This is a genomic window from Croceicoccus sediminis (genome assembly GCF_007570835.1).
Taxonomy (GTDB): Bacteria; Pseudomonadota; Alphaproteobacteria; order Sphingomonadales; family Sphingomonadaceae; genus Croceicoccus; species Croceicoccus sediminis.
Window position 1 is genome coordinate 171,772 of sequence record NZ_SUNC01000005.1, and the last position, 23,340, is coordinate 195,111.

The following is a 23,340-nucleotide window of genomic DNA, read 5'->3' on the forward strand; positions in this document are numbered from 1 at the left end:
GGTTGTGAATTAAGCGAAGGGGCTTCGCTTGCGGTCGGGGGGCTTACCTGTCGTCGTCGTGAAGCGACGAGGGATGGCGGCAAAGGGCAACGACGCTGATCGTCATGAAAGGGTAGAGCGGCAGCGACATCAGGATGTCGTGCAGCGCCGCGTTGCTTTCCACGTCGAAGATGCTGACGTTGCTGTACTGGCCGACGACGCGCCAGATGTGGCGCCATGTCCCGGCACGCTGCAGTTCCTGAAAGCGCGCCTTTTCGGCGGCCTTCAATTGCTCGAACTTGTCCGAATCGTAACCGTGCGGAACGTTTACATCCATCTCGACTTTGAAAAGCACGAATTGTCTCCTTTCAACCTGCGGCGACCGACACGGCGGTTCGGTTGGCATCGCGGCGCAAACAGGCGATCTTGTCTTCATCCAGCCCGATGCCGAGGCCAGGGCCCGCCGGAATGGCGAGCGAGAAATCGGAATAGTCGAGCGGCTCTGCCAGGATTTCCTCGGTCAGCAGCAGCGGCCCGAACAGCTCGGTCCCGAAATCGAGCGTGGCGAACGTGGCGAAACAGTGGGCCGATGCCACCGTCCCGATCCCGCCTTCGAGCATCGTGCCGCCATAAAGCGCGACACCCGCCGACGCGGCGATCTGCGCCACGGAAGCGGCCGCGCGAAGGCCGCCCGACTGCTCGATCTTGACGGCAAAGACGTCGCCGGCACCCGCGCGGGCGTGGTCGAACGCTGTGGCCGGGCCATTCAGCGCTTCGTCCACCATGATCGGTATCGGCGAATTCAGAGACAGCCGGGCCAGCCCTTCACGGTTCGAACGGTGGATCGGCTGTTCGCACAGATCGCAGCCCGCATCGGCCAGCATCGCCAGCCCTTCGCGCGCCTGCACCGGCGTCCAGGCCATGTTGACATCGACGCGGACCGATCCGCGGCTGCCCAGCGCCTTCTTGATCGCCGCGACATGGGCGACATCGTCGGCCACGCTGCGCTTGCCGATCTTGAGCTTGAACGTGTCGTGCCGGCGCGTTTCGATCATGCGCTCGGCCTCTGCAATGTCCGTCGCGGTATCGCCGCTGGCCAGTGTCCAGAGTACGGGCAGCCTGTCGCGCACCCTTCCGCCCAGCAGTTCGCTGACCGGCAAGCCGCATCGCCGTCCCTGCGCATCGAGCAGGGCTGTTTCCACCGCGCACTTGGCGAAAGTGTTGCCGACCACGTGCCTGTCGAGCAGCGCCATCGCGCGCGCGGGCATTTCGGCGTCCTGCCCGATCAACAGCGGTGCAAAATAGGTATCGATAGCCAGCTTGATCGTCTCGGGCGCTTCGGGGCCATAGGCCATGCCGCCGATGGTCGTCGCCTCGCCCAGCCCTTCGCTGCCGTCGCTACACCGGATCCGCACCAGGCAGATCGTCTGACAGTTCATCGTCGCCATCGCCAGCACGTGGGGACGGATGGTGGGAACGTCGATGAGGACGGTTTCGATCTGGTCAATCTTGATCATGCTGGATGCAGGCTAAGCCTTTCCGGCCGCAGAGAGAAAGACTATGTCGGTCCGATATTATTCCGGAAAGGTATCATGGAACTTCGCCAGCTGCGCTATTTCGACGCCATCGCGACAGAGCAGAACTTCACCCGCGCGGCCGAGCGGCTGGGTATTTCGCAGCCCCCGCTCAGCAGGCAGATCCGCGCGCTGGAAGAAGAATTGGGCGTCGAACTGTTCTACCGCGACACGCGCCCGATCCGGCTGACCGAGGCGGGCCGCGTGTTTCAGCAACAGGCATCGCAGATCCTTGTCGCCACGGAACAGCTTCGCAAATCGATGGAGCGGCTGGGCGAAATGCCGGAAAAGCGTTTCGTCATCGGCGTCGTCGGGTCGATCATGCACGGCGCGATGCCCGATATCCTGCGCCGCTTCCGCGCCTTCGCCCCCGATGTCGAGCTGGAACTTGTTGAACTCACCACGCTGGACCAGGTCGCCGCGTTGAAGACGGGGCGGATCGATGCGGGACTGGGCCGCATCCGCATCGCCGATCCCGCCAACCGCCGCGAACTGCTCCACAAGGAACCGCTCGTCGTCGCGCTTCCGGCATCCAGCCCGCTGGGCGCGGCAGGAGAGCCGTTGTCGCTGCGCGATCTCGCGGCGATCCCGCTGCTCGTCTATCCCAGCCAGCCGCGCCCCAGCTATGCCGATCAGGTCTTGTCGATCGTGCGCGACCGAGGCGTTACGCCGGTCAAGATCATCGAGGTCAGGGAAGTGCAGACCGCACTCGGCCTTGTCGCGGCCGATGTCGGCTATACCCTCGTCCCCCACTCGATGCGCCATTTCCAGAGCGAGGACATCGTCTATTGCCCGCTGCTCGACGAAAATGCCGTATCGCCCATCATCCTCAGCCAGCGCATGGCCGACGACAGCGTTCTTTCGCTGCGTTTCCGCCAGATCGCGCGCGAGGTGCTGTCTGGCGAAGGCGAAGCGGATTGAACACGTGGATGACCTGCCTCAGCCCAGCACGCCCGGCAGCCACAGGGAAAGCGCAGGCACAGTGATGACGAGGAACAGGGCCACCAGAAGCGCAAGGTAGAACGGCCAGATCGTTTTCAGCGCCTGCCCGACCTCTATCCCCTGTGCCGCGCATCCCACGAACAGGACCGATCCGACCGGCGGCGTCAGCAGCCCGATGCCCAGCGCCAGCATCAGCATCATGCCGAACTGCACCGGGTCCATGCCCACCTGCATGGCGATGGGCAGGAAGATCGGGGTCGTGATCAGGATCAGCGGCGCCATGTCCATGAACGTGCCCAGTACCAGCAGCATGAACGCGATCAGCAGCAGGGTCAGCAAGGGGCTGGTCATCGCCGGGGCCAATAGTTCCGCAAGCTGTGCAGGCGCCTGCAGCACGGCCAGGACCCAGCCGAACAGCGATGCCGTCGCGATGATGAACATGACCATGATCGTGGTGCGCGCGCTGTTGACGAAGGCGGCCCGCATCCGCGCCATATCGAGATCGCGATAAAGCAAAACGCCGATCAGCAGCGTATACGTGCAGGCGATGGCCGCGCTTTCGGTCGGGGTGAACACGCCTGCCAGAATGCCGAACAGGATGATCGCCGCCGTCAGGATGCCCGGAAAGGCGGACACGGCGGCCCGCAGCAGCGGACGCACGCCGGGAAAGCTGCCCCGTGGATAGCCGCGCCGAACGGCAACGATGGCCGCGACCACCATAAGACCAAGGCCGGTCAGGATGCCGGGCACTACGCCGCCCAGGAACAGGTCGCCGATGGAAATGCCGGTCCCCGCCGCGGTCGCGTAGATGATCATGTTGTGCGAAGGCGGGATCAGCAGGCCCGTGATCGACGCGCTGGTCGATACGTTGACCGTATAGTCGGCATCGAAACCGCGCTTGCGCATTTCCGGCCCGATCGCCGATCCCATGGCCGAGGCGCTGGCTAGGGCAGAGCCCGACACCGCGCCGAACAGCATCGATGACAGAACCGTGACCTGCCCCAGCCCGCCGGGCGCGGCGCCCAGTGTCGATTCCGACAGGTTGACCAGACGCCGTGCAATACCGGCCTGGGTCATCAGTTCGCCCGCGAGGATGAACAGCGGGATCGCCATCAGCGTGAAGATGTTCACCCCCGCCGACATGCGCTGCGCCGCGACGACGAGCGGGATGTCGAGCGTAAAGAGGATCGCCGTGGCCGAAAGGAACAGCGAGATCGCAACCGGCACGCCGAGATAGAGCATCACGGCCAGCAGGACGAGGAGGATCAGGATCAGAGTCATGCGCTGCCCGCGCTCCCTTCGATCTGCTCACCCCGGATCAGCTTCTGCATCGCGAAGACCGCCATCAGAGCGCCCGAAACCGGAATGACGAGATAGACCATGCCCCGGCTCAGCGGCAGGGTGGGAACGGCGTTGCCCCAAGTAGTGCCGACCAGGTTGCTGCCCAGGACCAGGATCAGGATACCGGCAAGAATGATCAGCAGGTTCGCCGTCTGGACCGCCCGTTTGCGCCACGGCTCCCTCAGGCTCATGACGCCTTCGACGATGCGGATGTGAAACCCGTCGGCAATGCCCGATGCCGTGCCCAGAAAGGTCATCCAGATCATCAGCACGAGCGCGGTCTGTTCTGCCCACGCCGGGCTATTGCCCAAAACGTAGCGGGCAAAGACCTGCCACGTCAGGATCGCCATCATCGATGCCAGCGCCAGCGCCGATGCCATCAGCAGCGTGCGGCTGATGGCCCTGAGTATCCGTTCAGCCATTTGCCTCTCCGCTGTTGCGGATGTCTTCGACCAGGCGGCGAAGTTCGGGCGTGTCCGCATATTGCGCCCAGATGGGATGCATCAGTTGGCTGAAGGCGTCCTGATCCACGTCATCGACGATCTTGACGCCTGCCGCGGTCACGATTTCGCGCGACTGGACGACCTGGCGATCCCAAAGCTCGCGCATGACCGGCACCGAGGCCGCCGCCGCCTGCACGACGGCATCCCGGTCCTGCGGCGAAAGCTTGTCCCAGCTGTGTTTCGACATGGCGAGGATTTCGGGTGCCATGACATGACGCGTCAGGCTGTAAACCGGCGCAACCTCGAAATGGCGCGAACTTTCGTAGGAGGGAAAGTTGTTCTCCGCCCCGTCGATCACGCCTTGCACCATGCCCTGATAGACTTCGCCATAGGCCATCGGCGTGGCATTGCCGCCCATCGCCTCGATCATGCTGACGAACAGGTCCGACGTCTGCACCCGGATCTTGAGACCCGCCATGTCGGCAGGTTCGCGCACGGCGCGGTCCACGGTGTAGATCGAACGCGCACCGCTGTCGTAGAAGGCCAGACCGATCAGCCCGTGGCGCGACAGGCCCGAAAGGATCGCGCGGCCGGGCGCGCCGTCCATCGCGGCACGCATGTGCGCGATGGAATGGAACAGGAAAGGCAGGGAGGGGACCAGCGTTTCCGGCACCAGAACGTTCAGCGGCGCGGAATTGATGCGGATGAAATCGATACCGCCCAGCTGCGCCAGTTCCAGCGTATCGCTCTGCCCGCCAAGCTGTTCGGACGGATAGACGTCGACCGCCAGACGCCCGTCGGTCAGGCGCGAAAGCTCTGCCGCGAAGAAGCGTAGCGCCGCAACGGTCGGATAGTTTTCCGGCTGGCTGTCCGCGGCCATCAGCGCGCGCGGACCGGCACTGCACCCGCCCAGCGCAGCCATCGTTCCGAAAGCGCCAGCCGCCAGCATCGCGGCGCGTCGGTTCATGCGTATCATGTGGTCATACCAGATCGCGCCACTTGCCGACGATGAAGTCGGTTTCGGCGTCAGATGGGGTCCATGCAGACCGTATCAGTCCGGTCGCGCCGAAGACGGCCCGGACCGCCTCTGTCCCCGGCCCATCGGCACACGCCGCCTGCAATTCGTCGACACGCGGATCGTCGACCGTGCGCACCTTGCCGCTGGCGTGATGCAGCCAGTGGGCGATGCCCGTCAGGATCGCTTCGCAAAGGCCGTCGCCGGGATGTTCCGCCAGAACCTCCAGCCAGCGCTGGCCGATCTTCTGGCTGCCATCCATCGCGATCTGTTCCAGCCGGTGGTTCAGGGCCGGATTCTCGAACCGCTGCACCAGTTGCGCGGCGTAAGAGGCAAGATCCTGCCCCTCCCCCGCCTCGATCGTGGGCGCGGCTTCCTTCAACATCAGGCGCGTGACCAAGGTGCGCAGCTGCGGGTCTGCCACGGCTTCGTGCACATAAGTATGGCCGCCATCCAGTCCCGCATAGGCGAGGAGCGAATGCGCGCCGTTCAGCATCCGCAGTTTGGCGGTTTCGTACGGTGCGACATCGTCCACGATCTGCACGCCCTGCGTTTCCCAGGCGGGACGCGGACCGGCGAAATCGTCCTCGATCACCCACTGGCTGAAACCTTCGGTGAAGATCGCACCTTCGTCGCGCAGCCCGATCCGCCGTTCAAGCGCATCGAGATCATCGGCCGACGGGGCCGGCACGATGCGGTCGACCATGCTGTCGGGCGTGGTGCAGTGACCGTCGAACCATTCGCGCAAGTCAGGCACCCTGGCATCGATCCAGTCGCGCATCAGGCGGCCCAGCTGCTTGCCGTTGCCGGACAGGTTGTCGCAGCTCAACAACGAAAGACCCGGCAGCCCGGCGGCCCGGCGCTGTTCAAGCGCGTCGCACAGCATGGGGTAGAAACCTGCCTCGGCCATGCCGAGGTCGAGCGAGCCGTCGAGCGCGCGGCAATAGCCCTTTTCGGTCACGGTGAACGTGACGATGTGGCACGTCGCGCTGGCGATCTGCGCCACGATGGCGTCCCGGTCTTCTCCGGCGACGAGGACGTTCGCGATCGCCCCGATTACGCGCGTGTCGCTGCCCTCGCCGGTCCGCTCGGTCAGGGTATAGAGCGAGTCCTGCGGGTTGAGCTGATCCGCAACCGTAGCCGAGCGCATCGAAACGCCCGTGATCATCCACGGCGCACCGTACTCGCGGTTGCAGGCGTCGGTGAAGGCCGCCTGGTGCGCGCGGTGAAATGCCCCGATGCCGAAGTGGACTATGCTGGGCGCGGCCGCGCGGTCATAGGCGGGCACGGCAACGTCATCGGGCAGCTGACCGATCGTATCCTGCGACAGCCTCACAGCCGGTAAGCCGACTTGGCGAAGTTGTAGGCCAGGTCACTGGCCAGTTCGGCCGCTTCCCAGTCTTCCAGCCGGTGTTCGGCCACCAGTTCGGCGAGAAAACCGCAATCGATCCGCCGCGCGAGGTCATGCCGGGCCGGGATCGAGAGGAAGGCGCGCGTGTCGTCGTTGAAGCCGACCGTATTGTAGAAGCCGGCCGTCTCCGTCACCATCCGGCGATAGCGGCGCATGCCTTCGGGGCTGTCATGGAACCACCACGCGGGGCCGAGTTTCAGCACCGGATAATGCCCCGCCAAGGGCGCCAGCTCGCGGGCATAGCTCGATTCGTCGAGCGTGAAGACAATGACGCTGAGCCGCGGATCGTTGCCATACTTTGCCAGCAGCGGGTGCAGCGCGCGCACGTATTCGGTCCGCACCGGGATATCGGCGCCCTTGTCCCGGCCGAACCGTTCGAAAAGCTGCGGGTTGTGGTTGCGGAAGGAACCGGGGTGGATTTGCATGACCAGCCCGTCGTCGATGCTCATCCCGGCCATTTCGGTCAGCATCTGCGCGCGGAACAGTTCCGCATCCGCCGGGCTGACGTCCTGTTCCTGCACGCGCGCAAACAGCGCCTCGCATTCGGCGGGCGACAGATCGGCGGTCATCGCGGTCGGGTGGCCATGATCGGTCGAAGTTGCGCCCATCCGCTTGAAGAATTCGCGCCGCTGGCGATGCGCGGCAAGATAGCCTTGCCAGGTCGTGCAGTCCTCGCCGGTCAAGTCGCTGAAGGCCGCGAGATTGTTGCCGAAGCCGTCGAATTCGGGATCGACCACCGGGTCCGGGCGATAGGCGGTGATGACGCGCCCGGTCCAGCCGCTGTCCCGGATCTGCGCGTGGCTTTCCAGCGTGTCGAGCGGTGCCTCGGTCGTGGCGATGACTTCTATGTTGAAGCGGTCGAACAGCGCGCGGGGACGGAAGGAATCCTGCTGCAGGCTGTCGGTGATGCGGTCGTAGTAGAGATCGGCCGTTTCGGCCGTGAGCAGCCGGTCCAAACCGAAAACCTCGCTGAACACCCAGTCCAGCCAGATGCGCGAAGGCGTGCCGCGAAACAGGTGGTAATGGGATGCCAGAACGCGCCACGCCTCGCGCGGGTCGGCTGCGGCACCGCCGGACTTTGGCCGAACGCCCAGGTCTTCCATCGCAAGGCCCTGCGAATAGAGCATGCGCAGAACATAATGGTCCGGGACGAGCAGAAGTTCGGTCGCGTTCCCGAAATGCTCGTCACGCGCGAACCACGAAGGATCGGTATGACCATGAGGACTGATGATCGGCAGGTCGCAGACGGACTTGTACAGGTCGCGTGCAATGCCGCGTACCGATGCATCCGCCGGAAACAGGCGGTCGGGATGAAGTTCCAGCTTGGGCATGTGTCAGTCCGTTAGAGTATCCGCGCTCGTCAGGCGGTTACGCGGGAAAAGCGTTCGCGGCGGGCCTGCATATTGCGACGCGCCTCGTCCACGAAGCGCTGCTCGGTCGCGAACAGCAGGCTTTCGAGCACCTGCGAAAGGTGCCCGCGCATCGCGTTGCGTGCCGCCTTCGGATCGCGCGCCTTCAGCGCATTGAGGATCGCGGTATGTTCATCGACGATGGGCTTGATGTTGGCATGGCGCGCCTTTTCGTGGAGCAGAGCCGCCTCGCGCGAGGTGCGCCGCAGACCCCACAACCGTTCGACCGCATCGAACAGGGCGTTGTTGCGCGCCGCCTTCGCGATCGCGAGATGGAACGCGGCATCGGCTTCTTCCTTGCCGTCCGCGGTCTCGTTCTCCTGTTCGATCTGGTCGACCAGTTCTTCCAGTTCGCGCAGTTCCTCGTCGGTGATCTGTGCTGCGGCAAGGGCCGCCACTTCGCTTTCAACGAGCAGACGTGCCTCTGTCAGTTCGATGGCGGACACGTCTTCCTCGCTGTCCAATTCCGCCTGGGACGCGGAGAGAACATAGACGCCGGACCCCACGCGCACTTCGACGAGCCCCTGCACTTCCAGCGCGATAATCGCCTCGCGGATGACCGGACGGCTGACCTGGTATTGCACGGCAAGATCGCGTTCGGCCGGAAGCCGCGCACCGACGGCGAAAGTACCGTCCTGGATTTCCGAAATGATCTTGGCCGCGATTTCCTTGTAGAGGCGAGGCGCAGAACGCGGGGCTGTCGGCATCTGGAATTCCTTTTGGCCTTACCGATTGTTAAGAACTTGACAGACCAAATTACGGACGTCAAGGACTGCATCACGTTATAGCCAAATTCCGGGGCCTCGCATGAAAATTCAATCCGCCAGAGTCATCGTCACTTGCCCCGGACGCAACTTCGTCACCTTGAAGATCGAAACCGACCAGGGCGTCTACGGGATCGGCGACGCCACGCTTAACGGGCGGGAGCTTTCGGTCGTCTCCTACCTTGAAGACCACGTGATCCCGTGCCTGATCGGCAAGGACCCCAGGCAGATTGAGGACATCTGGCAATACCTCTATCGCGGTGCGTACTGGCGGCGCGGTCCGGTGACCATGCGGGCCATTGCGGCGGTCGATGTTGCGCTGTGGGACATCAAGGCCAAGATGGCCGGAATGCCACTTTATCAATTGCTTGGCGGGCGCAGCCGCGACAAGGTCATGGTCTATGGCCACGCCAATGGCAGCGACATTGCCGAAACCGTCGATGCGGTCGGCGAATATATCGATCTTGGCTACAAGGCGATCCGCGCCCAGACCGGCGTGCCGGGCATCAAGGATGCCTACGGCGTCGGGCGCGGCAAGCTGCATTACGAACCTGCCGATGCGGAACTACCCTCGGTCACTGGCTGGGACACGCGCAAGGCGCTGAACTACGTGCCCAAGCTGTTCGAAAAGCTGCGCGATACTTATGGCTATGACCATCACCTGCTGCACGACGGCCACCACCGCTATACCCCGCAGGAAGCTGCGAATTTGGGCAAGATGCTGGAGCCTTTCCAGCTGTTTTGGCTGGAAGATTGCACGGCCGCCGAAAACCAGGAAGCATTCAAGCTGGTGCGTCAGCACACCGTAACCCCGCTGGCCGTGGGTGAGATCTTCAATACGATCTGGGACTGCAAGGACCTGATCCAGAACCAGCTGATCGACTATATCCGCTGCACCATCGTGGGCGCCGGTGGCCTGACCCATTTGCGCCGCATCGCCGATCTTGCCGCGCTCTATCAGGTCCGCACCGGTTGCCACGGCGCGACCGACCTGTCCCCGGTCACCATGGGCTGCGCGCTGCATTTCGACACCTGGGTCCCCAATTTCGGTATCCAGGAATACATGCGCCACACCGAAGCGACGGACGAAGTGTTCCCGCACGATTACAGCTTCGACGACGGTTATCTGCATTGCGGCGAAACGCCGGGCCACGGCGTCGACATCGACGAGGAACTGGCAGCCAAATATCCGTACAAGCCGGCCTACCTGCCCATCGCGCGGCTGGAAGACGGCTCCATGTGGAACTGGTAAGCCATGCCTGACCGCCGCATCACCCTGATCGGCGAGGGCATGGTAGAGCTGCGCCAGGAAGCCGACTGCAGCTGCCGCGTCGGCCATGGCGGGGATACCCTGAACACCGCGATCCACATGGCCCGGCTGGGCTGCGACGTCGCCTACGCCACGGCACTGGGCGACGATCCCTTCAGCCGGACCTTGCGGGATAGCTGGTGCGGGGAAGGACTGGATTGTTCCACTGTCCTGACCGATCCGGACGCTCACGCAGGGCTCTACGCCATTACGCTAGATGCGAACGGCGAACGCAGCTTCACCTACTGGCGCAGCGACAGCGCGGCACGAAGGCTGTTCGCGTTGCCGGACAGCGTGCAGCTGGCCGATATGATCGCGCAAGGCGATGCCATCGCCTTCTCCCTGATTTCGCTGGCGATCCTGCCCGATGACGGCAGAGAGTCTCTACTCGCTCTCGCGCGCAGGGTCAGCGATGCCGGGGGTCTGGTGGCTTTCGACGGGAATTACCGCCCGGCGCTGTGGGAAGATAGCGCCACCGCCGCCCTTTGGCGCGACCGTGCGATCGCCATTTCCGGCATCGGCCTGCCCACGCTGGAGGACGAGACGGCGATGACCGGTCAGGCCACTGCCGAAGACGTCGCCGCGCATTGGGAAGGACTGGGCTGCGGCGAAGCGGTCGTGAAGATGGGGTCGCTCGGCTGCCGCGTTCCCGGCGGTGAGATCGTCGCCCCTGCCGCGCAGCTTGCCCCTGTCGATACCAGCGGGGCCGGCGATGCCTTCAACGCGGGTTACCTCGCCGCCCGGCTGAACGGCGACAGCCCCGTCGATGCCGCGCGCAAGGCGAATGCCTTGGCCGGGTGGACGATCATGCGCACGGGGGCGATACCTGCGCGTGACGACGCTGCGCCCTATCCGCCTGCCCTTTAGGTAGCGGCGCGGGCCCGCAATATGGTCCGCGCGCCGCTGGTCGCGGCTTCCATGCCATCAACCGGATCGTCGACCTCGACATAGGCCTGCGCGTCGGTCACGCGGTCGATCCAGGGCATAAGGGCCGGGTAGTCCATGCCGCCCTCCCCCGGCGCGACGAACCGGGGGCAGTCATTGCCGCTACAGCTTGCGTCCACGTCCTTCAGATGAAGCGACAGCACGCGCGGCCCCAGGTCGCGGAGCAGGTTCAGCGGGTCCACGCCCGCCACATATGCCCAGCCAAGGTCGATTTCGAAATCCACCTCGCCCGGCGCGAAAGACGCGGCGATCAGCTCCAGCGGGGTCTTTCCGGCAAGCGGAACATGGTCCCAGTCATGGTTGTGATAGACGAGCCGCAGGCCTTCCTCGCGCGCGGCGCGGGCCATTACGGCCAGTCTTTCCATCCACCCCTCGAACGCGGTCCGGGTCGTCTTGCCGCGCGTTTCGCCGGTGAAGAAGACGTCGGCGGCCGATTGCGCGACGATACTGGCACCAAGCTTTGCCGCCATCTCCATCTGGCGGGGATAGTCGTCGTCATGGGCCAGCCGCACCACGCCCACTTGCAGTCCCGCAGCCCGGCAGAGCGCTGCCACCTCGCCCGGATCGCGCACTGCCGGGTGGCGGGGCGATTGCGGGCCGAGGGGGAAACCGAAATGCGAATAGCCGAGCGACCGTGCGCGCCGCAGGGTGCCTGCATAGTCAGCCGCCAGCTCGCGCGCGACCGTCAGGCTGGTCAGCCCGAGCGGGCGCGGCGGACCGGCGCGCACCGATCCGCCTGCGCATGCCGCAGCGCCGCTTGCCAGCAAGGCGACCAGCGCCTGGCGCCGCGTAGCCTGCAAACGGCGGCGACCCGCCCGGCCCGTCACGGTTGCGCGACGACCTCGATGGCCGACACAAGCGCATCGCCTGCGACAGGAGTGAAGTCGAGCGTGATCGCGCCATCCTCCGACGCGGCGTCGAAGCTTTCGCTTACGGCTTTCAGCGCCCCTCCGGCCTTGGCAGCGATGTCATAGCCAGACAGCACCGGCTGACCGTTTACCGACACGTCGAAGACGCGCTCTCCCACGGCCTTTTCCGGCTCCACGAACGTCAGCGTCACGCGGTAGCGGCCCTTGGGCGCGGGTATGCGATAGCTGAAGTCGCCCTGACGGAAACTCGCCACGACATCGCGCCGCTCGGTCCCCTCGATCGGTGTCTTGACCGGCGGCTTGCCCCAGCCGCCCGACTTGTCGGCGGTTGCGCTGCTGCCATTGACGAAGAAGTTATCCGAACCGAACCGCATGTCGGCATCGGCGGCGATCAATGCGCCGCTGTCGATCCGGAAAGAGCCAACCTGCTCTTCGCCGAGCTTCCAGGTGATCTGGTCTTCGACCGGCCCGCTGGCAAAGTCGCCGCGTGCGACTATGGAATTATCACCATCGGCAAGCGGAACGTCCTTCCAGACGCAGACGTTCTGATCGCAGTCCTGCCGCGAACCGACCTCGACGCCGTTGACCAGCAGCGTCGTTGTCTCGGCGTTCGAATTCACGCGCACATCGGTAACCGGGTAGGCGCGATTAACGTAGCGGCGGCCCTGTACATGAACGGTCGGCTGGTCGGACCAGTTCGCCCGGTAGAAATAGAACGCATCCTTGCGGATATCGCGGTCGTAAGTGACGATGCCCTTGGTATTGATGTCCTGCGCATCGCCTTCGGCACGAACCGTCGTGCCGAAATCGAAGGCGTTCCACATCCAGATACCCCAAAGGTAATCCCTGTCCGCCAGCTCGCGCCAGTTTTCCTCGTGGAACCAGGTCAGGAATTCTTCGGGCTGGACGCGCCCCGACTTGTCGACCGGGCCGCCAAGCGGGTTGTCGGTGTGCAGGTTTGCCGCACCACCGGCGCCGTACTCACTGATCGAAAGGGGCTTGTCCGGATGCTTTGCCAGCAGGCCGTCCAGATGGTCGCCCAACTGGCCCGGCTCCCCGTAATACCAGCCGTAGTAGCGATTGACGCCCACCGCATCGACCGCCTCGGCGACGACCGGCACGTCGACCATGTCCCGTTCCTCGCAGCAATTGGCAAGGACAACGGGCCGGTTCGGATCAAGCTCACGCGACAGTTCCGCAAGGTTGTAGAGCAGCGGCATCGGATCGGCGATGACTTCAGGCGGACGGCCCAGGAAGTCGGGTCGGCCCGGTCCGAAATCGACCTCGTTCGCGATGCCCCAAACCGCGACCGATGCATGATTGAAGTTCTGGTGCACGAGGTCGAGCAGCTGCGTACGCGCATTGGCCACGATGCCCGCCGGGGCGACGGCCTGATCGCGGCTGTTGGTCCAGGCGGTGACCAGTCCGATCTCGTCCCACAGGACGATGCCGTAACGGTCTGCCAGATCGTGCACAGGTGAGCCGTGCTGATAATGCGAAAGGCGGATCGAATTGGCCCCCATGTCGAGCATGATCTTCAGGGATTCGTCCGTCTCCTCCGGCGAAATGGCCCAGTCGGACCGTTCGCTATCCTGGTGCATGCCCGCCCCGCGCAGCTGGTAGGGCTTGCCGTTCAGGATGAAGCCGCTCTGCGGATCGATGGCCATCTGCCGGATGCCGAACGCCTGTTCGACCGTGTCGAGCAGCGTCCCGTCCGCATCGCGCAGTTCAAAGCGCAGGGTGTGGAGGTAGGGGTCTTCGACGCCGTTCCACAGATGCGGATCGGCCACGCTCATCTCTCCGCCAAGCTCCTCGGTCCCGCCTGCCGGCACCGACACCTGCTTTTCGAACGAGCCGACGGTGTGACCGTTGTCGTCCATCAAGGTCGCGGAAACGCTCAGCGGCGTGTCCGACGACGCGTTGTTGGTCACCCGCGCGCTCAACGTGATCTGCGCATCGTTATCGGAAAGCGCGGTCGTCTCGGCGTAGACGCCGGGTCCGCCATGGTCGAGCATGTCGAAGTGCACCGGCTGCGTCACGACAATGCTGACGGGACGATAGATACCGCCGCGCACGAAGAAATCGCCGGTCATGGGCAGCACGTCCTGCGTCGTGTTGCCCAGGGCAGGCTGCGTGTTGTCGACCTTCACGTAAAGCGTATTGGCGCCATCGGCATTCAGGAAATCCGTGGCGTCGAGCCGGAAGCGCCCGAACGGATTGCGATGTCCGCCAAGCAGCTTGCCGTTGAGATAGACTTCAGCCGTGCGGCTGACCGCGTCGAATTCGAGAAATGCACGCTCTCCGCCCGATAGCGACGGTGCATCGAAAGTCAGGTAATACCAACCGACCCCTTGCGTCTTGTCGATGTTGTCGGGCGTATTGATGTGGGTTTCCGGGTCGGACAGATAGTATCCTACCCTGTTCCAGGTATGCGGGACGGAAACGGCTTGCCAGTTGGCCGGGTCCGGCTCCATCACGCTACCGTCCTGCGGCACAGGCCCCAGCAGGTTGAACTGCCAGCCATCGCGCAGCGATATGCGCGTGCGAATATCTTCCCCCTGCCCTTCCTTTGCGGCCCCTTCCTTAGCCGATGTTTCGCCGCTTGCGGCAGGTCCGTGCGCCATCGCAAGGGTCGGGTATGTCGCGGCAAGACCTATGCCCGCCAGAAGTGCATAGATCGGTCGGCGGATAGTTCGAGGCACGCTTGGTTCTCCTGGCATCAGCTCAATTGCATGTTTTTCCATATCCTGAAGATTTTTTGGTCTGACCGCAATGGTAAAAGGGTGACGGCGGCTGCCTCTAAAATATCGTTATTTTTCTGATTATTGAGTGGTATCATCCACGGCCTGCGCCATAAGCAACACAAACCGACAGGCAGAAACCAATTTATTGGCTTGACCAACTTCACCGAAAGGGCTGCCTGAGGGGGGCTCGGCATGGCTTAGATAACAACGGGTCTAACGAAGCCATGCGAGCACGTCGCACAAATCGGACTGATACAAATCGATCGAATATATTTGCGCCTGTGATTCCGGCCTGTTTGCAAGGAGAAGGTCAATCGCGGTCTCGTCGCGTTGCGGCTAGTCCTCCAAACAGCAACCGAAAATAACCTGGGTGAGTTCGATGTTTTCAAAGGCGTGCAGCACACTTGCAGGAGCAGCGGTCCTGCTGCTTGGCACCAGCGCCTGCGTTTCGGTCCAGTTGGCCGATCCTGCCAAGATGTCGAGCCGGTCGATCCCCGTGCTGGAAGAAGATGGTTTCCGCTTCCGCGACCTTGATCGCAATGGGGCGCTGACCGCCTATGAAGACTGGCGGTTGCCCCCGGCGGAACGCGCCGCCGACCTTGTCTCCCGCATGACGCTGGAGGAAAAGATAGGGCAACTGGTCGTCGCCAATGCCTTCAACAATGCGCCCTATGGCCAGCCCGCGACCGGCTATGCGAGCGAAATGCTCGAAGGCCTGATGCGCGGGCCGCACATCCTGCATTTCAATTCAAGCCTCGCCATCGCCCCGGCCGATCTTGCCCGCGCGAACAATGCGGTTCAGGAAATCGCGGAACAGGGTCGCCTTGGCATTCCCGTCGTTTTCGCCACCGATCCGCGCCATCACCAGGCTGCGACGATCGGTGCGGGCGTGGCGGCGGGCGGCTTCAGCACCTGGCCCGAACCGACCGGTCTGGCCGCGCTAAACGACGAAGCGGTGTCCCGCCAGTTTGCCGAGACGGTCCGGCGCGATTTGCGAGCGACCGGGATCAGTATGCTGCTCGGCCCGCAGCTGGACCTTGCCACCGAACCGCGCTGGCCGCGCAACAACGGCACGCTGGGCGAAGACGTGGAGCGGGCCGTGCCGCTTGCCAGTATCCTCGTCGAAGGCCTGCAGGGTTCTGCCGATGGCGTCGGGCCGACCGGCGTTGCGACGGTCGTAAAGCACTTTGCCGGGTACAGCGCGGGCAAGGACGGTTGGGACGGCCACAACCGCTATGGCCGCTTCGCCGCGATCGACGAGGACGAGTTCAAGGTTCACTTGCGCCCCTTCGAAGCCGCGTTTGAAAAGCATCCGAGTTCGGTGATGCCTGCCTACACCATTGCCGAGGGGCTGACGGTGGACGGCGTGCCGGTGGAACCGGTGGGCGCAGCTTACAGCAAGGTGTTGATGGAGGACTTGCTGCGCGGGAAATACGGCTTTGACGGTGTGATCCTGTCCGATTGGGCCGTGACCAATGATTGCGGCGACATTTGCCGCAACGGCTTTCCCGAAGGCGAATATCCCACTTTCGAAGGCATATCGATGGCATGGGGCGTTGAGGATCTATCCCATCCGGAACGGTTCGCACTGGCGATGAACCACGGCGTGGACCAGTTCGGCGGCGTCATGGACACCTCGCCCTTGCGCGAAGCGGTGGACGCCGGTCTGATCAGCCAGGAACGGATCGACCAGGCTGTCGGGCGCGTCCTTACGCGGACTTTCGCACTGGGCCTGTTCGAAGCCCCCTTCGTCGATCCGGACGAACCCAGCGCCCGTTCCGGCACTGCCGCCGATCACGCGGCAGGCACGCTGGCACAGGCCCGCGCGATCGTGCGGCTTGAGGATGACGACACCGTCCCGACACTGCGACCGGGCATGAAGGTCTTCGTCTACGGCATGGACGCAAAGGCGGCCGAAGATCGGGGGCTGATTGCGGTGGACGACCCGGCCGAGGCGCAGGTCGCTCTCATCCGGCTGAAGGCCCCCTTCGAACAGCTGCATCCAGGCTATTTCTTCGGTTCGAAACAGCACGAGGGCAGCCTTGCGTTCCCGGCAGACGACGAAGGCCTGCAACTGCTGGCGTCACTGCCCCGCCCCTTGCCTGCGGTGGTCGATGTCTATCTGGACAGGCCCGCGATCCTTTCTCCCCTGACCGACCGAAGCAATCTGCTGCTCGCGAATTTCGGAGCCAGCGATGCCGCCCTCCTCTCGGTGCTCGGCGGCGAGGTGGAGTCTGAAGGCAGGCTTCCCTTCGAACTGCCACGCTCGATGGCGGCGGTCAGGGCGCAGCGTCCCGGTACACCGGCCGACAGCGAGGCCCCGCTCTACCCGCTCGGCTTCGCGCGCCCGCTCTGACAGATAGGCAGACCCCCGACACCCTTATCATATATGACACTGATGGATTGCCATCAGTATAATCAATTTTAGTCGTGCAGATGACTCCGGTAAGGCCACTTGCACGAATGCGGTCAGACAACAGTCCTGCGCGTACGTTGTAATGAGAGGGAATCTTTTGACAAAGAAACTATCCGCGCAACCGGCTTCGCGCCGGGCGCTTTTCGTGGCCTTGATGGCCGCGAGTGCCGCCACAAGCCCAGCCTACGCCCAGGACACGCAAGGACAGGCAGACGACGAAGCCGTTTCGGAAGGCATCATCATCGTCACCGCCCAGCGCCGGGCACAGAACCTGCAGGACGTGCCGGTCAGCCTCACGGCGGTCACGGCCGACAGCCTTGAATCGCGCCAGATCAACGATCTCGGCGGCCTTGCCGTTGCCGCCCCCAGCCTTCAGGTCGGCGCGGATAACAACTTTGCGGTCCGCGGCGTCGGCACACTTGCCTTCGCCAACACGATCGACACCAGCGTCGCACTCGCTCTCGACGACGTGAACCTGGGCCGCCCGGACCTTGGCATTCCGCTGCTCTACGATGTGGAGCGCGTCGAAGTGCTGAACGGTCCGCAAGGGCTGCTGTTCGGCAAGAACGCGTCGGCTGGCCTGCTCAACATCGTGACGGCAAAGCCGGAAATCGGCTATTTCTCGGGCAGCACCGAACTCGAATTCGCCAACCGCGCGACGCCCGGCGCCGATCGCGATGCCCCTGCCGTTATCGCCAAGCAGGTCGTGAACATCCCGGTCTCGGCCAATTCGGCGCTCAGGCTGAACGTGCTTTACGCCGATCAGTCGTCGCCGGTAACGCAGGTCGCCACCCAGCAGGGCGGCACGATCCCGTTCGTCGATGCACCGCGCAAGAATTACGATTCGGATCAGCATGTTCAGCTGAAGGCGAAGTACCTCTACGAAACCGATGGCGGATTTTCGCTTTACCTGATCGGCGATTACAACCGGATCCGGACCGGGCTCAACCGCTTCAACACGACTTTCCGTGAATTCGGCGATGGCAGCCCGCGCGAACAGATGGTTCTGGACGCCGGTGTCACGCCCTCGGACGAAAACTTCCTGAATGCGGCCGACGGCGGTTACTACCTCGATTCCGACGTTGGCGGGGCGCAGGCCGTGCTCAGCTACGAATTCGCTTCGGGTTTCGAGATTTCGAACACCTTTGCATGGCGCTATTTCGACAATCAACAGAACCTGGATGTCGATGGCGTTCCCGCGCCTGAAGTGAACACCAATTATTCCGACACCCATTACGACCAGTTCTCGAACGAACTGCGTATTTCGCTTCCCGGTGACGGGCCGCTGACGGGTCAGGCCGGGGTCTATTATTTCGAATCGAAGCTCGACACCAGCAATGCCCTGTTCGGCAACGCGGGCCTTCCGGGCTTTCTCCTGCCCCGCTTCCCGTTCTGCGTGGGCGCGACGGCTGCGCCCGGCGGACCGCCCAACTGTTCGCGCAGCAACGACTTCTTCCTGGGCCGTTCCTATTTCGCGACGCAGGATGCCACCAGCTATGCAGGCTTCGGCCAGCTGACCTATGAACTGTCGGACACTTTCGAAGTGTTTGCTGGCGCACGCGTGACCCGCGACGAGGTGGAGCTTTCGGTCGATCAGGGACAGATCAAGTCGTTCATCGGCCTTGGCGTTCTTCCCGGTGTCTTCACGGGCGAGACCAGCAACACGAACTTCAGCTGGAAGGTCGGCGGACAGTACGAACCGACCCCCGACATCATGATCTACGGCTTCTACGGTCGTGGCTACAAGGGTCCGGGTTTCAACACGTCGGCCATTGCCGGTCCTGATGGAATCCCCGCGGTTCGTCCGATCGATCCCGAAACGTCCGACGCCTTCGAAGTCGGCGTGAAGACCACGCTGTTCAACGACGCGGTGACGTTCAACGTTTCGGCATTCCGTACGAAGTTCGACGACTTCCAGGTCCAGTCCTTCAACCAGGATCTCTTGACCTACGTCGTCCAGAACGCTGCCAAGGTCACCACGCAGGGTGCCGAAGTCAGCCTGTCCGCACGGCCGGTCGAAGGCTTGACCATCAACGGTTCGGCAACGTTCCTCGATGCGAAGTTCGACAGCTTTGCCGGCGCGCAGTGCTATCTGGGTCAGCCCGATGCATCCTGCGCGGTCGACGGCACGTTCGATGCCGGGGGTAACGACCTGCCGCTGTCGCCCCACCTGACGACGACCATGCAGGCGATCTACAAGTTCCCTGTGGGCGGTGACATCGTGCCGTTCATCGAGGGCAACTGGTATCACCGCTCCGGCATCAATTATCAGATCAACGCCATCCCCGGCGCGCAAGTCGGCCCGGTCGACATCTTCGGCGTCAGCTTCGGCGCGGAACTTGCCCAAGGGATCAGGGCCAGCCTGTTCTGCAACAATTGCACCAACGAATTCGTGCCGGTGAATATCAGCACCGATTCCGGTGAGAACAACGATGGTGTGCTGACCTACAATCAGCGTTTCGGCCTCAATTCGGTTCGCAAGATCGGCCTGTCGGTCCGCTTCGATTACTGAGTTCGGCTAACGTGAAAAAAAGGGGGCCGCGGCTGAAAAGTCGCGGCCCCTTTTTCATGTCTGATCTGCGGATATGCGAGCCGGTCGCAAACGCGGCTGAAGGAACTCAGCTCTCGAGCGCCTCGCAAGCCCGCACGAGGGCGACCCGCGCCTGTTCGAGCAGGGCGTCGTTATAGCGGATGGTTGGCACCGCGACGCCGAACGCACCGATCTGCCCGTTGGGCAAGCGCACCCCGCGCCCTATCGAACAAATGCCGGGCGTGCTTTCCTCTATCGCAAGGGTAAAGCCCCTCTCCTGCGAGAGCGCGATATCGCGGGCCAGCGCATCGGCATCTACGATCGTCTTGTCGGTCACCTGTTCGCGCTCGCCCTCGGTCTCTGCCAGGTAGGCCGCGATTTCGCGCTCTCCCAGCAAGCAGAGGATCGCCTTGCCGCCCGCCAGCGTGTGCAGCGGCTTGCGTTCTCCCGGATCTATCGCATAGCGCAGCGCCTGCGCGCTGGCGACGGTCGACACGATGCGCGCCTCCCACCCATCAAGCACCATGAACGAGGTCGTCTCGTCGATCTGCGCGGTGATCGCGCGCACGATCGGGGCGACGCGATCCTCGATCGACAGGCGCGCATTGGGCGTGCGCAGGCGCTCAAGGCTGGGGCCGGGGAAATAGCGTCTGCCGTCGCGTTGCAAGTAACCCCGCTCGCTCAACGTGGCGAGCAGGTAGGACAAGCTGGAAACCGGGATGCCAAGGCCGCTGGCAATATCCTTTGCCGCCGCGCCATGGCCGAACGCCACGACGAATTCGATCACGTCCAGCGTGCGCAGTGCGGATTTGACCGGGTTTGGCGACGTGCTTGCCATCTGGTCAGAAGCTAAGCGAACCCCGCCGCCGTGCAAAGAGCCAGCGCCCGTCCATCAACACGAAGTCGTCGTGGAACGAGCCCAGCTTGGGCGGCGCATCGGGGGTGAACAGGGCCATCGCGCTCACGCCTTTCGCCTCTGTCGGCGAAAGCGCGTCGATCACGACGTTGCTGCAGATATGCCGCGTCTTGCGGGCCGGGCGCGCCTTGAACGCGGCCGCAATCGCCTCGCGCCCGACGATGGGTTCGTCCGGCGCGGTCGGGCGGGTCATCGAACCGTCGGGCGCGTAAAGCGAGGCGACATCGTCCCAGCGCGCCTCGTCATTGAGGTTGGCATAGAGCGCGACCAGCCTGGCACAGGCATGTTCGATCGCGATGCGTTCAGCCTCAGTCACAGACGGTCGCCCGCAATGTCGGCACCCTGGCGCAGGGCCTTCAGCTTCTTTTCGGTCACCAGCGGATCGATCTTGCCGTATCCGGCGAACGTGCCGAAGCCGCAATCGGTGCTGGCAACGACGCGGTCGGCCCCGACGATGCCCGCGAACCTTTCGATCCGCTGGGCGATGAGTTCGGGATGCTCGACATAGTTTGAACAGGTGTCGATCACGCCGGGGGCCAGCACCTTGTCATCGGGGATCGAGGCGTCGCGCCAGACCGTCCATTCGTGTTCATGGCGCGGGTTCGCCGCCTCGAACAGGACGGTGGCGGGACGGGCCTTCAGCACCGTGCCGATGATCTTTTGCAGCGCGATGTCGTGATCGTGCGGCCCTTCGTAATTGCCCCAGCAGACGTGCATGCGCATCTTTTCGGGCGGGATATTCGCGGTGGCCGCGTTCAGCGCCTCGACATTCGCTTCGGCCACCTTGACGAACTCGGCCTCGCTCATGTCCTGATAGCCGGTGTGCCGGCTCATCGCGAGGTCGGGGCAGTCAAGCTGCAGCAGGAAGCCCGCATCGACGATCGTCTCGTATTCCTCACGCATGGCATCGACCAGCGCGGCGAGATAGGTTTCGTGATCGGGATAGTGGCGGTTCACCTGGAACGCGGTGATAAGGCCCGGCGACGCTGCATTGAGGAAAGCCTCGGCCCCATCGCCGTTCTTGTCCAGCGCGGAGCGGAAGCGGCGGATATCGTCGTGCAGCGGCTGCAGCGTCACCAGTTCCACCGGACCGATGCACGATGCGCGGACGAATTCCTGGCTGCCCATGATCGCCGAAAGCTTCTTCGCAAGGCCGGGCACTTCGGCCAGGTCGGCGGCAGGCTTGCGGTCGGTATGTCCGCCAAAGCCGGAGAGGCGCTCGATCATGTAGGTCGAATAGCCGACCTTGCCGAGCTCGCCGTCGCTCATCACGTCGACGCCGCAACGCTTCTGAAGGGCCACGACCTCTTCCACCGCCTTGCCGACGACGCGGTCGAATTCCTCTGCGTCGTAGGGCTTGCCCGCATCGCGGGCCAGGAGCAGCGGGGTCAGTTCCTCGCCGCGCGGCATCGATCCGACGTGCGTGGTCTTGATATGGGTCATGTCGAGGCCTCGCTCTCTCTTGTCATTTCCACCTCTACCCCGGCCATGCCGCGCGTGATCGCGAACGGCTTGTCGATGGCCACGCGGGCATGGATCACACCTGCCATGGCCAGACAGCGACGGCCCAGTTCCTGCGCGAAAGTTTCGATCAGGGGAATATGGACAAGTGCCAGTTCCTCGGCCGCAGAGGCGATGCGGCGATAATCGACGGTGTCGCCGATGCCGTCGATGGGCGCACCGTCCAGTTCGAGCTCGACCGTGATGACCAATGGCTGGCGGCGGCCGATCTCGTCGGGGTTGATGCCGATATCGGCCAGAAGCGGCAGGTCCTTCACCCGCACGCGGGTCCGGCAGGAAACTTTCGCGGCAGCCTGGCCGGGTTCGGGGCGCATCGTATCAAGCATCGCGCGCGATCCGGGCGGCCCGCACGGTGTTGGACAGAAGGCAGGCGATCGTCATCGGCCCCACCCCGCCCGGCACCGGCGTGACGGCGGCGGCATGGGACAATTCGTGCGTCGCACAGTCGCCAAGAAGGCGCGTCGTGCCATCGGCATCGGTCACGCGGGTGATCCCCACGTCGATCACCACGGCCCCCGGCTTTACCCAGTATCCGCGCACCAGATGCGGTGCCCCCGCGGCAGCGACGATCACATCGGCCTGGCGCGCGATATCGGGCAGGTTGCGCGTTTCGATATGCGTGACGGTAACCGTCGCTTCCCGCTCCAGCAGGAGCATCGAGACCGGCTTGCCCACGATGTTCGATTTGCCGATCACCACGACGTTGAGACCGCGATAATCGCTGATCACGGTATCGAGCAGCATCATGATGCCCAGCGGCGTACACGGCACCAGCCCGCCCGTGCCCGATGACAAGCGCCCAACATTCACGGGGTGGAACCCGTCGACGTCCTTGGCCGGGCTGATCCGGTCCAGCACCAGCGACGCGTCGATCCCGCGCGGCAGGGGCAGCTGGATCAGGATGCCGTCGATGGCGTCATCGGCGTTCATCTCGTCGATCAGAGCGAGCAGAGTGCCCTCGTCCGTATCGGCGGGCAGGCGTTTTTCGATAGAGCGGATACCGGCCTTGCGGCACTGCGCGATCTTGCGCCCGACATAGACCTCGCTCGCCGGATCGTTGCCGACGAGGACGACAGCAAGGCCCGGTGCCGTGCCATGGGCGGCGACGATGGCCTCCACCTCGGCGCGGGTCGTTTCCAGCAGCCGGGCGGCAATCGCCTTGCCGTCGATCAGCGTGACCGCCTGGGTTTCGGGTGCCGTCGCCATGATCGC

20 protein-coding genes are annotated in these 23,340 nt (G+C 63.8%); 5 read left to right on the forward strand and 15 right to left on the reverse strand.

Features of this window, described 5'->3' with window-relative positions; all coding sequences use genetic code 11:
• Positions 1 to 43: 43 nt before the first annotated feature.
• Entirely contained in the window at positions 44 to 334 is a 291-nt protein-coding gene (catC, locus tag FAX90_RS15740) for a muconolactone Delta-isomerase (protein ID WP_144098379.1), read from the reverse strand.
• Positions 335 to 347: 13 nt separating this feature from the next.
• Complete coding sequence (locus tag FAX90_RS15745) at positions 348 to 1,496, reverse strand: muconate/chloromuconate family cycloisomerase (RefSeq protein ID WP_144098380.1); 1,149 nt, start codon at positions 1,494 to 1,496, stop codon at positions 348 to 350.
• A 75-nt stretch (positions 1,497 to 1,571) separates the two neighbouring features.
• On the opposite strand from FAX90_RS15745, the gene FAX90_RS15750 reads away from it, so the two are divergent.
• The gene (locus FAX90_RS15750; protein ID WP_144098381.1) at positions 1,572 to 2,474 is read left to right on the forward strand and encodes a LysR family transcriptional regulator; all 903 of its coding nucleotides are present in this window, start codon (positions 1,572 to 1,574) and stop codon (positions 2,472 to 2,474) included.
• A gap of 18 nt (positions 2,475 to 2,492) precedes the next feature.
• Here the strand turns inward: FAX90_RS15750 and FAX90_RS15755 are convergent, their stop codons facing one another.
• The 6 genes from FAX90_RS15755 to FAX90_RS15780 are packed head-to-tail and all read right to left on the reverse strand — an operon-like array spanning position 2,493 to position 8,821.
• Positions 2,493 to 3,776 (reverse strand): TRAP transporter large permease, encoded by a 1,284-nt coding sequence (locus FAX90_RS15755; RefSeq protein ID WP_144098382.1) that lies wholly within the window; start codon positions 3,774 to 3,776, stop codon positions 2,493 to 2,495.
• Positions 3,773 to 4,258 (reverse strand): TRAP transporter small permease, encoded by a 486-nt coding sequence (locus FAX90_RS15760; protein WP_170235011.1) that lies wholly within the window; start codon positions 4,256 to 4,258, stop codon positions 3,773 to 3,775. The genes FAX90_RS15755 and FAX90_RS15760 overlap by 4 nt, the downstream gene beginning before the upstream one ends.
• The gene (locus tag FAX90_RS15765; RefSeq protein ID WP_144098384.1) at positions 4,251 to 5,246 is read right to left on the reverse strand and encodes a TRAP transporter substrate-binding protein; all 996 of its coding nucleotides are present in this window, start codon (positions 5,244 to 5,246) and stop codon (positions 4,251 to 4,253) included. The genes FAX90_RS15760 and FAX90_RS15765 overlap by 8 nt, the downstream gene beginning before the upstream one ends.
• Before the next feature lie 13 nt (positions 5,247 to 5,259).
• On the reverse strand, positions 5,260 to 6,630 hold the full coding sequence (locus FAX90_RS15770; protein ID WP_144098385.1) for a mannitol dehydrogenase family protein: 1,371 nt from the start codon (positions 6,628 to 6,630) through the stop codon (positions 5,260 to 5,262).
• Positions 6,627 to 8,036, reverse strand: coding sequence for a glucuronate isomerase (gene uxaC / locus FAX90_RS15775; RefSeq protein WP_144098386.1), 1,410 nt, complete (start codon positions 8,034 to 8,036; stop codon positions 6,627 to 6,629). Before uxaC ends, FAX90_RS15770 begins: the two co-directional genes overlap by 4 nt.
• Positions 8,037 to 8,065: 29 nt before the next feature.
• Complete coding sequence (locus tag FAX90_RS15780) at positions 8,066 to 8,821, reverse strand: FadR/GntR family transcriptional regulator (protein WP_144098387.1); 756 nt, start codon at positions 8,819 to 8,821, stop codon at positions 8,066 to 8,068.
• 100 nt (positions 8,822 to 8,921) lie between these two features.
• On the opposite strand from FAX90_RS15780, the gene manD reads away from it, so the two are divergent.
• On the forward strand, positions 8,922 to 10,130 hold the full coding sequence (gene manD / locus FAX90_RS15785; RefSeq protein WP_144098388.1) for a D-mannonate dehydratase ManD: 1,209 nt from the start codon (positions 8,922 to 8,924) through the stop codon (positions 10,128 to 10,130).
• 3 nt (positions 10,131 to 10,133) lie between these two features.
• A complete protein-coding gene (locus tag FAX90_RS15790) occupies positions 10,134 to 11,054 on the forward strand; it encodes a sugar kinase (RefSeq protein WP_240704947.1) in 921 nt (306 codons plus the stop codon).
• On the opposite strand, the gene FAX90_RS15795 is transcribed toward FAX90_RS15790, so the two are convergent.
• On the reverse strand, positions 11,051 to 11,959 hold the full coding sequence (locus FAX90_RS15795) for a sugar phosphate isomerase/epimerase family protein (protein WP_144098389.1): 909 nt from the start codon (positions 11,957 to 11,959) through the stop codon (positions 11,051 to 11,053). The genes FAX90_RS15790 and FAX90_RS15795 overlap by 4 nt on opposite strands.
• The gene (locus tag FAX90_RS15800) at positions 11,956 to 14,703 is read right to left on the reverse strand and encodes a glycoside hydrolase family 2 TIM barrel-domain containing protein (RefSeq protein ID WP_170235013.1); all 2,748 of its coding nucleotides are present in this window, start codon (positions 14,701 to 14,703) and stop codon (positions 11,956 to 11,958) included. The genes FAX90_RS15795 and FAX90_RS15800 overlap by 4 nt, the downstream gene beginning before the upstream one ends.
• A 421-nt stretch (positions 14,704 to 15,124) precedes the next feature.
• On the opposite strand from FAX90_RS15800, the gene FAX90_RS15805 reads away from it, so the two are divergent.
• Positions 15,125 to 17,101 carry a glycoside hydrolase family 3 protein gene (locus FAX90_RS15805; protein ID WP_144098391.1) on the forward strand — a complete coding sequence of 659 codons (1,977 nt, stop codon included), beginning with the start codon at positions 15,125 to 15,127 and terminating at the stop codon, positions 17,099 to 17,101.
• A 214-nt stretch (positions 17,102 to 17,315) separates the two neighbouring features.
• Entirely contained in the window at positions 17,316 to 19,673 is a 2,358-nt protein-coding gene (locus FAX90_RS15810; protein WP_144098444.1) for a TonB-dependent receptor, read from the forward strand.
• Between the two features lie 106 nt (positions 19,674 to 19,779).
• Here the strand turns inward: FAX90_RS15810 and FAX90_RS15815 are convergent, their stop codons facing one another.
• Genes FAX90_RS15815 through FAX90_RS15835 form a run of 5 tightly spaced genes read right to left on the reverse strand, consistent with a single transcriptional unit; the run spans position 19,780 to position 23,334 of the window.
• Positions 19,780 to 20,529, reverse strand: coding sequence for an IclR family transcriptional regulator (locus FAX90_RS15815; RefSeq protein WP_144098392.1), 750 nt, complete (start codon positions 20,527 to 20,529; stop codon positions 19,780 to 19,782).
• 4 nt (positions 20,530 to 20,533) lie between these two features.
• Positions 20,534 to 20,923, reverse strand: coding sequence for a nuclear transport factor 2 family protein (locus FAX90_RS15820; RefSeq protein WP_144098393.1), 390 nt, complete (start codon positions 20,921 to 20,923; stop codon positions 20,534 to 20,536).
• A complete protein-coding gene (locus FAX90_RS15825; protein WP_144098394.1) occupies positions 20,920 to 22,050 on the reverse strand; it encodes a cobalamin-independent methionine synthase II family protein in 1,131 nt (376 codons plus the stop codon). The genes FAX90_RS15820 and FAX90_RS15825 overlap by 4 nt, the downstream gene beginning before the upstream one ends.
• Complete coding sequence (locus FAX90_RS15830) at positions 22,047 to 22,454, reverse strand: dihydroneopterin aldolase (protein ID WP_240704948.1); 408 nt, start codon at positions 22,452 to 22,454, stop codon at positions 22,047 to 22,049. The genes FAX90_RS15825 and FAX90_RS15830 overlap by 4 nt, the downstream gene beginning before the upstream one ends.
• Positions 22,447 to 23,334, reverse strand: a complete 888-nt coding sequence (locus FAX90_RS15835; protein ID WP_144098395.1) for a bifunctional 5,10-methylenetetrahydrofolate dehydrogenase/5,10-methenyltetrahydrofolate cyclohydrolase — start codon at positions 23,332 to 23,334, stop codon at positions 22,447 to 22,449. The genes FAX90_RS15830 and FAX90_RS15835 overlap by 8 nt, the downstream gene beginning before the upstream one ends.
• Positions 23,335 to 23,340 lie beyond the last annotated feature (6 nt).

Excerpts from the sequence above, each read along its gene's own strand:
- uxaC (WP_144098386.1), bottom strand. The coding sequence starts at position 8,036 with ATGCCCAAGCTGGAACTTCATCCCGACCGCCTGTTTCCGGCGGATGCA.
- FAX90_RS15830 (WP_240704948.1), bottom strand. The coding sequence starts at position 22,454 with ATGCTTGATACGATGCGCCCCGAACCCGGCCAGGCTGCCGCGAAAGTT.
- FAX90_RS15790 (WP_240704947.1), top strand. The coding sequence starts at position 10,134 with ATGCCTGACCGCCGCATCACCCTGATCGGCGAGGGCATGGTAGAGCTG.
- FAX90_RS15755 (WP_144098382.1), bottom strand. The coding sequence starts at position 3,776 with ATGACTCTGATCCTGATCCTCCTCGTCCTGCTGGCCGTGATGCTCTAT.
- FAX90_RS15750 (WP_144098381.1), top strand. The coding sequence starts at position 1,572 with ATGGAACTTCGCCAGCTGCGCTATTTCGACGCCATCGCGACAGAGCAG.
- manD (WP_144098388.1), top strand. The coding sequence starts at position 8,922 with ATGAAAATTCAATCCGCCAGAGTCATCGTCACTTGCCCCGGACGCAAC.
- FAX90_RS15765 (WP_144098384.1), bottom strand. The coding sequence starts at position 5,246 with ATGAACCGACGCGCCGCGATGCTGGCGGCTGGCGCTTTCGGAACGATG.
- FAX90_RS15835 (WP_144098395.1), bottom strand. The coding sequence starts at position 23,334 with ATGGCGACGGCACCCGAAACCCAGGCGGTCACGCTGATCGACGGCAAG.
- FAX90_RS15760 (WP_170235011.1), bottom strand. The coding sequence starts at position 4,258 with ATGGCTGAACGGATACTCAGGGCCATCAGCCGCACGCTGCTGATGGCA.
- FAX90_RS15810 (WP_144098444.1), top strand. The coding sequence starts at position 17,316 with ATGGCCGCGAGTGCCGCCACAAGCCCAGCCTACGCCCAGGACACGCAA.
- FAX90_RS15780 (WP_144098387.1), bottom strand. The coding sequence starts at position 8,821 with ATGCCGACAGCCCCGCGTTCTGCGCCTCGCCTCTACAAGGAAATCGCG.
- FAX90_RS15805 (WP_144098391.1), top strand. The coding sequence starts at position 15,125 with ATGTTTTCAAAGGCGTGCAGCACACTTGCAGGAGCAGCGGTCCTGCTG.
- FAX90_RS15815 (WP_144098392.1), bottom strand. The coding sequence starts at position 20,529 with ATGGCAAGCACGTCGCCAAACCCGGTCAAATCCGCACTGCGCACGCTG.
- FAX90_RS15745 (WP_144098380.1), bottom strand. The coding sequence starts at position 1,496 with ATGATCAAGATTGACCAGATCGAAACCGTCCTCATCGACGTTCCCACC.
- FAX90_RS15825 (WP_144098394.1), bottom strand. The coding sequence starts at position 22,050 with ATGACCCATATCAAGACCACGCACGTCGGATCGATGCCGCGCGGCGAG.